Annotated in this window: 9 protein-coding genes and 1 tRNA gene; 6 read left to right on the top strand and 4 right to left on the bottom strand. The window is 61.6% G+C overall.

The window, feature by feature from the left end; all coding sequences use genetic code 11:
* The 4 genes from ACTZWY_RS19305 to ACTZWY_RS19290 form a co-directional block, all read left to right on the top strand.
* The coding region (locus ACTZWY_RS19305) for a hypothetical protein (protein ID WP_444792341.1) at nt 1-223 on the top strand (223 nt) is incomplete at its 5' end.
* Nucleotides 224-532: 309 nt separating this feature from the next.
* Nucleotides 533-988, top strand: coding sequence for a DUF2924 domain-containing protein (locus ACTZWY_RS19300; RefSeq protein ID WP_444792340.1), 456 nt, complete (start codon nt 533-535; stop codon nt 986-988).
* Nucleotides 988-2,313, top strand: coding sequence for a recombinase family protein (locus tag ACTZWY_RS19295; protein WP_444792339.1), 1,326 nt, complete (start codon nt 988-990; stop codon nt 2,311-2,313). Before ACTZWY_RS19300 ends, ACTZWY_RS19295 begins: the two co-directional genes overlap by 1 nt.
* Nucleotides 2,310-2,693, top strand: coding sequence for a hypothetical protein (locus ACTZWY_RS19290; RefSeq protein ID WP_444792338.1), 384 nt, complete (start codon nt 2,310-2,312; stop codon nt 2,691-2,693). Before ACTZWY_RS19295 ends, ACTZWY_RS19290 begins: the two co-directional genes overlap by 4 nt.
* A gap of 3 nt (nt 2,694-2,696) precedes the next feature.
* On the opposite strand, the gene ACTZWY_RS19285 is transcribed toward ACTZWY_RS19290, so the two are convergent.
* The 4 genes from ACTZWY_RS19285 to ACTZWY_RS19270 all read right to left on the bottom strand — a co-directional run bounded on the left by ACTZWY_RS19285 (nt 2,697) and on the right by ACTZWY_RS19270 (nt 5,446).
* Nucleotides 2,697-3,533, bottom strand: coding sequence for a DUF3883 domain-containing protein (locus tag ACTZWY_RS19285; protein ID WP_444792337.1), 837 nt, complete (start codon nt 3,531-3,533; stop codon nt 2,697-2,699).
* Nucleotides 3,534-3,921: 388 nt separating this feature from the next.
* A tRNA-Ser gene (locus ACTZWY_RS19280) sits at nt 3,922-4,011 on the bottom strand.
* A gap of 68 nt (nt 4,012-4,079) precedes the next feature.
* Nucleotides 4,080-4,463: a hypothetical protein gene (locus ACTZWY_RS19275; protein WP_444792336.1), complete on the bottom strand. Its 384-nt coding sequence runs from the start codon at nt 4,461-4,463 to the stop codon at nt 4,080-4,082.
* A 203-nt stretch (nt 4,464-4,666) separates the two neighbouring features.
* The gene (locus tag ACTZWY_RS19270; RefSeq protein ID WP_444792335.1) at nt 4,667-5,446 is read right to left on the bottom strand and encodes an SDR family oxidoreductase; all 780 of its coding nucleotides are present in this window, start codon (nt 5,444-5,446) and stop codon (nt 4,667-4,669) included.
* Nucleotides 5,447-5,639: 193 nt separating this feature from the next.
* Here ACTZWY_RS19270 and ACTZWY_RS19265 point away from each other — a divergent pair, with 193 nt between their 5' ends.
* Together ACTZWY_RS19265 and ACTZWY_RS19260 are read left to right on the top strand one after the other, a co-directional pair.
* On the top strand, nt 5,640-6,062 hold the full coding sequence (locus ACTZWY_RS19265; protein WP_444792334.1) for a universal stress protein: 423 nt from the start codon (nt 5,640-5,642) through the stop codon (nt 6,060-6,062).
* 77 nt (nt 6,063-6,139) lie between these two features.
* Nucleotides 6,140-7,822, top strand: coding sequence for a BCCT family transporter (locus tag ACTZWY_RS19260; protein WP_444792333.1), 1,683 nt, complete (start codon nt 6,140-6,142; stop codon nt 7,820-7,822).
* Nucleotides 7,823-7,867: the final 45 nt, after the last annotated feature.

The raw sequence follows: 7,867 nt of genomic DNA, 5'->3' as shown, positions 1-7,867 counted from the left end.
GGTCTGGAACGTCCTCAGGCAGCTTGAATTCCGGCTCATTGTCGCCCTCGCGCACGGCAAGGGCAGCTCGGGCGAGGTCGACGCGCGCATCCTCGATCAGCGCCAGAACATGCGGACCGATCGGGGATGCTTTGCGCGCCATGAACTCACCTCAATGAACTACTGCTCTCGATTGATTCAACCTTCGACAATCACGGACAAATCCGTGATCGGCAAGCCCTGATGTTCTCTCCCTGTTCGCATTTCCGCATCCCGTTCCGCTGAGATGTCCCACCTCGGACAGTTGGGTGGCTTTTGATCGGTAGCACACCAACAAAACAGGCAACCGAGACATGAAACGCCCCGATCCGCTCCCGGTCGACCAGATGACCCCCGCCGAGCGCCGCACTGAACTGTGCGGCCTGCTGGCGCTCGGGCTGGTTCGGCTGCTCGGGCAGGATGTGCGCGAAGTATCTGACAATACTGGAGAACGTTGCCTACACTATCCCGACGACCAATGCCGTCATGCAACTCCAACTCACCGGAGAAACGCATGACGAAGCCCGATCCCATCCCCGCGCGCCTGGCCGCGCTGAAGTCCATGTCCGTCACCCAGTTGAAGGCGGAGTGGCAGACGATCTTTGCCACGGCGGCGCCGAACAACAGCCGGGCGTTCCTAGAGAGCCGGTTGGCCTACCGCATCCAGGAGCTGACGTATGGCGGTCCTGATCGCGAAACCCGGCGCATGCTGGAGCTGCTGGTCGACGAGGTCAGCGGCACCCTGACACGCAAGAGCCAGATCGCCGATCCTCGCAATCCCGTGGTCGGCACGAGGCTGATCCGCGAATGGAACGGGGTCGAGCACACGATCACGGTCCTGCGGGACGGATTCGAGTGGCAGGGGCGACCGTACAAATCCTTGTCCGCGATAGCGCGGGCGATCACCGGAACACGCTGGAATGGCTACCGCTTCTTCGGGTTGCGCGAACGAAAGCGGGGGAATGATTGATGGATCAGCGTGCACATCCCATCCGGCGCCAACGTTGCGCCATCTACACGCGCAAGTCGTCCGAGGAAGGGCTGGAGCAGGAGTTCAACAGCCTGCACGCCCAACGAGAGGCCTGCGAGGCCTACATCGCCAGCCAGCGTTCCGAGGGCTGGGTGCTGGTCCGCGATCAGTATGACGACGGCGGCATCTCGGGCGGGACGCTGGAACGGCCCGGCCTCAAGCAGCTTCTGGCCGACATCGAGGACGGTCTGGTCGATGTGGTGGTCGTCTACAAGATCGACCGCCTGTCGCGGTCGCTGATGGACTTCTCGAAGCTGGTCGAAGTCTTCGACCGCAACGGCGTGACCTTCGTGTCGGTCACGCAGTCCTTCAACACGACGACATCCATGGGGCGGCTGACGCTGAACATCCTGCTCAGCTTCGCGCAGTTCGAGCGCGAGGTCACGGCAGAGCGCATCCGCGACAAGGTCCGCGCCTCCCGCATGAAAGGCATGTGGATGGGCGGCTATGTCCCGCTCGGGTACGATGTGAAGGACCGCAAACTCGTGGTGAATGAAGACGAGGCCACCACCGTGCGGCGCATCTTCGAGAGGTTCGTCGAGGTCGGCTCAGCGACCGTGCTGGCGCGCAAACTGCGCCGCAAAGGGCTCCGCAACAAGCAGGGCACCTTGGTCGACAAGGGATATCTCTACAGGGTGCTGGTGAACCGCGTTTATCGCGGCGACGCGGTCCACAAGGGCAAGGCCTATCCCGGCGAACATCAGGCCATCATCGACGAGCAACTGTGGGATCAGGTCCATGCCATCTTGCGCGAGAGCCCGCGAAAGCGGGCCAACAACACCCGCGCGCAGGCGCCAGCGCTGCTCAAGGGCCTGATCTTCACGGCCACGGGCGCCGCCATGACCCCGAGCAGCACCAAGAAGGGCGGGCGGCGATACCGGTACTACGTCTCGATGGACGTCATCAAAAACCGCGAACCCAGCGATGAGGGCATCCCGCGCCGTCTTCCTGCCGACCTCGTGGAAGCGGCCGTGGTGACCGAGTTGCGGCGGGTGATGCGCGCGCCCTCGATCACGGCGCAGGTCATCGCCCACTTGGCGCGCGAGGGTCACGCCTTCGCCGAGGCCGACGTGATCTCCGCGCTGCAGACGTTCGATGACGTCTGGGGCCAGCTGTTCCCTGCGGAGCACACCCGGATCGTGCAGTTGCTTGTGCGCCGGGTCACCGTGACGTCAGAAGGTCTGGTGATCGATGTCCGGACCAACGGCGTTTCGGGCGTCATGCGCGACATGATGGCCCCACGAAAGAAGGTGGCGGCGAAATGATGAAACCCGACGAGTCCATCCAGATCTTCGTGCCGCTCAAGGTGCGCAAAAAGAACGGGCGGCCGAAGATCATGCCGCCTGCCACCTATCTGCCCAGCGAAGACCGGACGCAGGATCCGCATATCTTGCGCGCCATCGGTCGGGCATGGGGCTGGCGGCGGCGCATGGAAGCTGGCGAATTCAACACGGTCACCGATCTGGCGAAAGCCGTGGGGCTGGCCGAACGCCATGTCAGTCGACAGCTGCGGCTCGCCTATCTCGCGCCGGGGGTCCTCAAGCGCTTGGTCTACAAGCGCGAGGTGCCCGCCGTGACCCTGTTGAAACTGACCGATGTCGCGGCCCTGCCGTGGCACGAACAGCCGGGGCAGGTGTTCGACTGAGCCTCAGTGAAAACTCGCCTGAAATGACGTTGCCGTCAGTGAGACATGGGCGTCCAGCGGCGGGAGCAGTTCGAACGCCTTCGGCTCGCGGGAGAAATTCCACAGCCGGAACAGACGCCATTCCGACCGCCGCTCCTCGGCTACGGCCAGCTCGTTGCGGGTGATGTGGAAGGGCGTACGTTCCCATCCGTTCGTCGTCTTGACCTCGATCAGCCGCGGGAGCCCGTCCGGGGCGAAACTCGCGATGTCATAGCCCGCGCCATCGCCATCTTCCTCCGACACCCAACGCACCTTGCGCGCCAGATCGTCCCGTCCTGCCGTCCGCAAGGCCGCGCGCTCATGCGCCAGTACGCGCTCCTCGCCCGCGCGGCCGAGGGCCCGGTTGCGCTCGTCCCGACCCGCCACATCGAACTTGCGGGCGATGTGCAGCATCTGCTCCAGCTCCTGCGGCGGCGGCTGGTTCGACAGCGTCGGCGGCGGCCCCACCCAGATCTGCGCCGCCTCGCGCAAACCGCTTGCGGGTTGCAGGCCAGGTTCGCGCCCGAGCCAGGCGGGGTTCAGCGCCAGCCACCGCGCCACGGCATCCACCAGGGTCATCTGGAAGTTGAACGCGGGCTTGTAGCCGGGGATCCAGTCCTCGCCGAGCCCCTTCAGCACCGCGCTGATGTTCTGGTGCTTGAACTCGACGGACCCCTCGGACCGGTTGTTCAGCAGCGGGAGGAGTGCGCGGCGGTGTTCGGCCTTGCTGTAGCGGCGCGCGGAGATGTCGTCGGCCAGCATCGCGAAGTAATCCGCGACGATCAGGTCGTTCTCTTCATCCGTCCAGGGACCATTCGACATTGCGCCAGGCTAAGGGCACGAAGTCTGTTTGTCATCAGAGACTTCCGGCAGGGCCTTGGCTCGCTTCGGACGCTTCCGCCGGACTTGGCGATCGGCCGCCACGGAGCCGTCCTTCTGGCCGCCCTGCGCCTTCGTGTCCGTCTCCGTCACCGGATTAACTCGCGAACGGGGCGAACCCCTGAACGGGGCAACCCATTGGAAATGCTAGGATGTTTCGCGCCGTCCCGTGACCGTCGAGGGGCGTTCAAAGAGAGACGCAGGCCATTCGGAGACCCGTTCTGCGTCAAGCGCCCAGTCTCCGAAGGGCGGATGGCCCTACCAACGCCCTTTGAAACCAAAAGAAAAAAGGCCCCAATCGGGGCCCCTGGTCGAATTCAGTATCTGAAAGTGGCGGAGAGAGCGGGATTCGAACCCGCGAGACGGTTTCCCGCCTACACGCTTTCCAGGCGTGCGCCTTCGACCACTCGGCCACCTCTCCGGCATGTGCCGTGTAGCGTAACGTCGGAATGGAATGCAAGCCAAGATTGCGATGCGCGTGAACGAATTTCAAATCAGCGTGATGCACGCAATATGATCCGCGCCCTGAGGGGCGTTTTCCTGCTTTGGCTGGCGTATAAAAATGACCTCGTGGTTTCCAACTTGCCCCGGAGCCTGCACCCACAAGTGCAATGGCCCTTTGCACTGCACCGCAATTCCGCGCGCCCCCAAATCCTTTTGCAGCAAGATTGATCTGCCCATCGAGTGGTCCAGGGGGCGCGGGCTCTCCGTCATCAGCCCCACGCCGCCCTGATCCGGTTCGACAATGACAATGTGAAGTTTCATGATCCACTTTTGACCCGAACCCACCTGCACGCAAAAACAGGTTTCTGGATCGCAGCATGTTTTGCAGGGAATAACGGTGTGCGCCACACGCATCCGCGCCAGCCACATCCTGGCACATCCAAAGCGCGCAATGCACGCAAGGAATGCCGCTTTTCAGCCGACATTCCGACACAGGCCCGCGTTCGGCCACCATCGCGGCGTGCGCCCCTTCGTGATTGAAGCAGGAAGGGGCGCACAAACCCCGTGCGGTTGTATATGCGCCTTGGCCCCGGTTGCGGGGGGCCAGAAACGGGCCTGCGTGAAAAGCGCGCTTATAATGTGCTGTTGACCGCGCCACCATCCAGCAGCAGGTTTTGCCCGACAATGAACCCCGCATGCTGCGAACACAGGAACGCACAGGCCGCGCCAAATTCCTGCGCGGTGCCGTAGCGGCCTGCGGGAATGGTTGCCTGCCGCTTTGTCCGCGCTGCGTCCATGCTGATACCTTCCGCCTTGGCCACGCCGCCATCAAGCGACGTTGCGCGGTCGGTGTCATGAATGCCAGGCAGCAGGTTGTTGATGACCACGCCCTTGCCCGCCACCTGCCGCGATGTGCCCGCAACATAGCCGGTCAACCCCGCGCGCGCGGAATTTGACAGGCCCAGAACCGGAATCGGGGATTTCACCGATTGCGAGGTGATGTTGACCACCCTGCCCCAGCCCCGCGCCATCATCGCGGGCACCAGCGCCTTGATCAGGGCAATGGGCGTCAGCATATTGGCATCCAGCGCCTTGATGAAATCATCGCGGTTCCAGTCGGTCCACATGCCCGGAGGTGGGCCGCCAGCGTTATTGACCAGAATATCCACATCGCCTGCCGCTGCCAGAACCTTTGCGCGCCCGTCTTCTGTGGTGATGTCGGCTGCGACTGTGACCACATCAACCCCGTGGGCCGCGCGAATTTCCGCAGCCGCAGCTTCCAGCGCGTCAGCCCCGCGCGCATTCATGACCAGATGCACGCCTTCGGCCGCCAATGCCTCGGCGCAGCCGCGCCCCAACCCTTTGGAACTGGCGCAGACAAGCGCGCGTTTTCCCGAAATTCCCAGATCCATTCCTCATGCCTCCGTTATGGTCTGAAACAGACCTAGCATTGCGCCCGCAAATGTAAAAGCCGCCCTTGCTGGCCCTGATATGTCGAATTTCCACATTATTTCGCCGCAGGGGTTGCAATCCCCCTTCACGCCTGTGTTACCATTAAGCGTTCAATCATCATAAATCTGTCCCCTAATGACAACAGGAGGGACCATGTATCGGAAAGTGATATTTCCGGTCGACCTGACACATGTCGACCAATTGGCACCAGCACTGCAAACAGCGCTTGATCTGGCAATTCATTACAAGGCGGAAATCTGCTTTGTGGGGGTGACTGGCACGGCACCCAGTTCGGTTGCCCATACCCCGCAGGAATATGAACGCAAGCTGCAGGCCTTCGCGCAGGAACAAGGCGCAGCGCATGGCCTGAAAAGTAGCGCCACCGCCTGCATCAGCCCCGACCCCACAATTGACACAGACAAGACCCTGCTTGCCGCAATTGAGGATCTGGGCGGGGATCTGGTCGTCATGCAGACCCATGCGCCCAATGCGCTGGATTATGTCTGGGCCGGGCATGGCGACACCATTGCCGCGCGGTCCAAGGCGTCGGTGTTTTTGGTGCGCGCAAACAGCTGACACCGGGCACAGAAGATTTATGCCCCGGCGGCTTTGGCGGCGGGGCCACCCATACGTCACGAAAACTGGAGAAGAACATGTCGAACCATGACGATGACGACACACATACCGACCAGGCAGAAGCCCTGCCCGAACCCGAAGGGGCGTCCGAAATCATCGATACCGATTATGAGATCGGACAGGATAACATAACCCCGCAAATCGGCCCGTTCGGGCTGGACATCCATAACCCGGTCTTTGCCATTTCGGGGTTGGTGGTCGTTGCGTTTGTCATCATCACACTGGCCTTTCAAAACCAGATCGGCCCAATCCTGACGGACCTGCGCGGATTTCTGACATCCAGCTTCGACTGGTTCTTTCTGATGGCAGGCAATCTGTTTGTGCTGGTGTGTCTGGGTATTCTGGTCTCGCCGCTGGGACGGGTGCGCATTGGCGGTGTCGATGCAACGCCCGATTACAGTTACGCGGGCTGGTTTGCGATGCTGTTTGCCGCTGGCATGGGCATTGGCCTGATGTTCTTTGGGGTGCTTGAACCTGTGTATTACTTCGGCACGCCATGGGGCGATCAGCCGCTGATGCGTGACATAGGCATTGTTGACGGCGTTCTTGTGGACCCTGCCGCCGTAGAAGCCGCGCGCCTGACCGCAATGGCCGCGACCATCTATCACTGGGGGTTGCACCCTTGGGCAATATACGCGGTCGTCGCGCTGTCGCTGGCGCTATTTGCCTATAACAAGGGGCTGCCCTTGACGGTGCGGTCCATCTTCTACCCCATTTTCGGGGAACGCATCTGGGGCTGGCCGGGCCATATCATCGACATTCTGGCAGTGTTTGCCACATTGTTCGGGTTGGCCACGTCCCTGGGCCTTGGGGCGCAACAGGCTTCGGCAGGCATCGGGTTTGTCTTCGGGATTGAGGGGATCAATGACACGGTAACACCGTCTGTCATCCTGATCGTCATCATTACCGGTATGGCGCTGGTCTCGGTGCTGCGCGGGCTTGATGGCGGTGTGAAAGTGCTGTCGGAAATCAACATGGGGCTTGCGGTGCTGCTGTTGGGGTTCGTGGCTCTGGTGGGGCCGACACTAACACTGGTCACGCAGTTTCTGGGCAATCTGGGGGCGTATTTTGGTGAAATCATCAATTTGTCCAACCCGATCGGGCGCGAAGATGACGGCTACCGCCAAGGGTGGACAGCCTTCTATTGGGCATGGTGGATCAGCTGGTCGCCCTTTGTGGGTATGTTCATCGCGCGCGTCAGCCGGGGCCGCACCGTGCGCGAATTCCTGACCTGTGTATTGCTGATCCCGACTTTTGTTTCTGCAATCTGGATGACAGTTTTCGGCGGGACCGCCATTGACCAGTTGATCAACACAGTGACCGACAGTGCGGTTTATGGCTATGTTATTGCGGCATATGTGCCCGAACTGTCCTTGTTTGGCATGCTGTCGGAACTGCCGCTGGCGGCCATCACATCGACGATTGCCATCATTCTGGTGATTGTTTTCTTCGTTACTTCGTCAGATTCCGGGTCGTTGGTGATTGATACAATCACGGCAGGCGGCAAGATCAATGCGCCGGTCAGCCAGCGGATTTTCTGGGTCATCTTCGAAGGGCTGGTGGCTGCGGCCCTGCTGATCGGGGGCGGGCTGGCCGCGTTGCAGGCCGCGTCCGTGTCAACAGGGTTGCCATTTGCCATAGTTCTGGTGCTGGCGTGCTACGCGCTGATCAAAGGGTTGCTTAGCGAACCGCGCGGGTAGCACCCCGCATACACACCCCCCAAAAAGGCGCCCTCGCGGGCGCCT

This window comes from Roseinatronobacter sp. NSM, from assembly GCF_052379845.1.
GTDB lineage: Bacteria > Pseudomonadota > Alphaproteobacteria > Rhodobacterales > Rhodobacteraceae > Roseinatronobacter.
The sequence above is the reverse complement of the archived record's forward strand: the minus strand, read 5'-3'. Positions and strand labels throughout refer to the sequence as shown.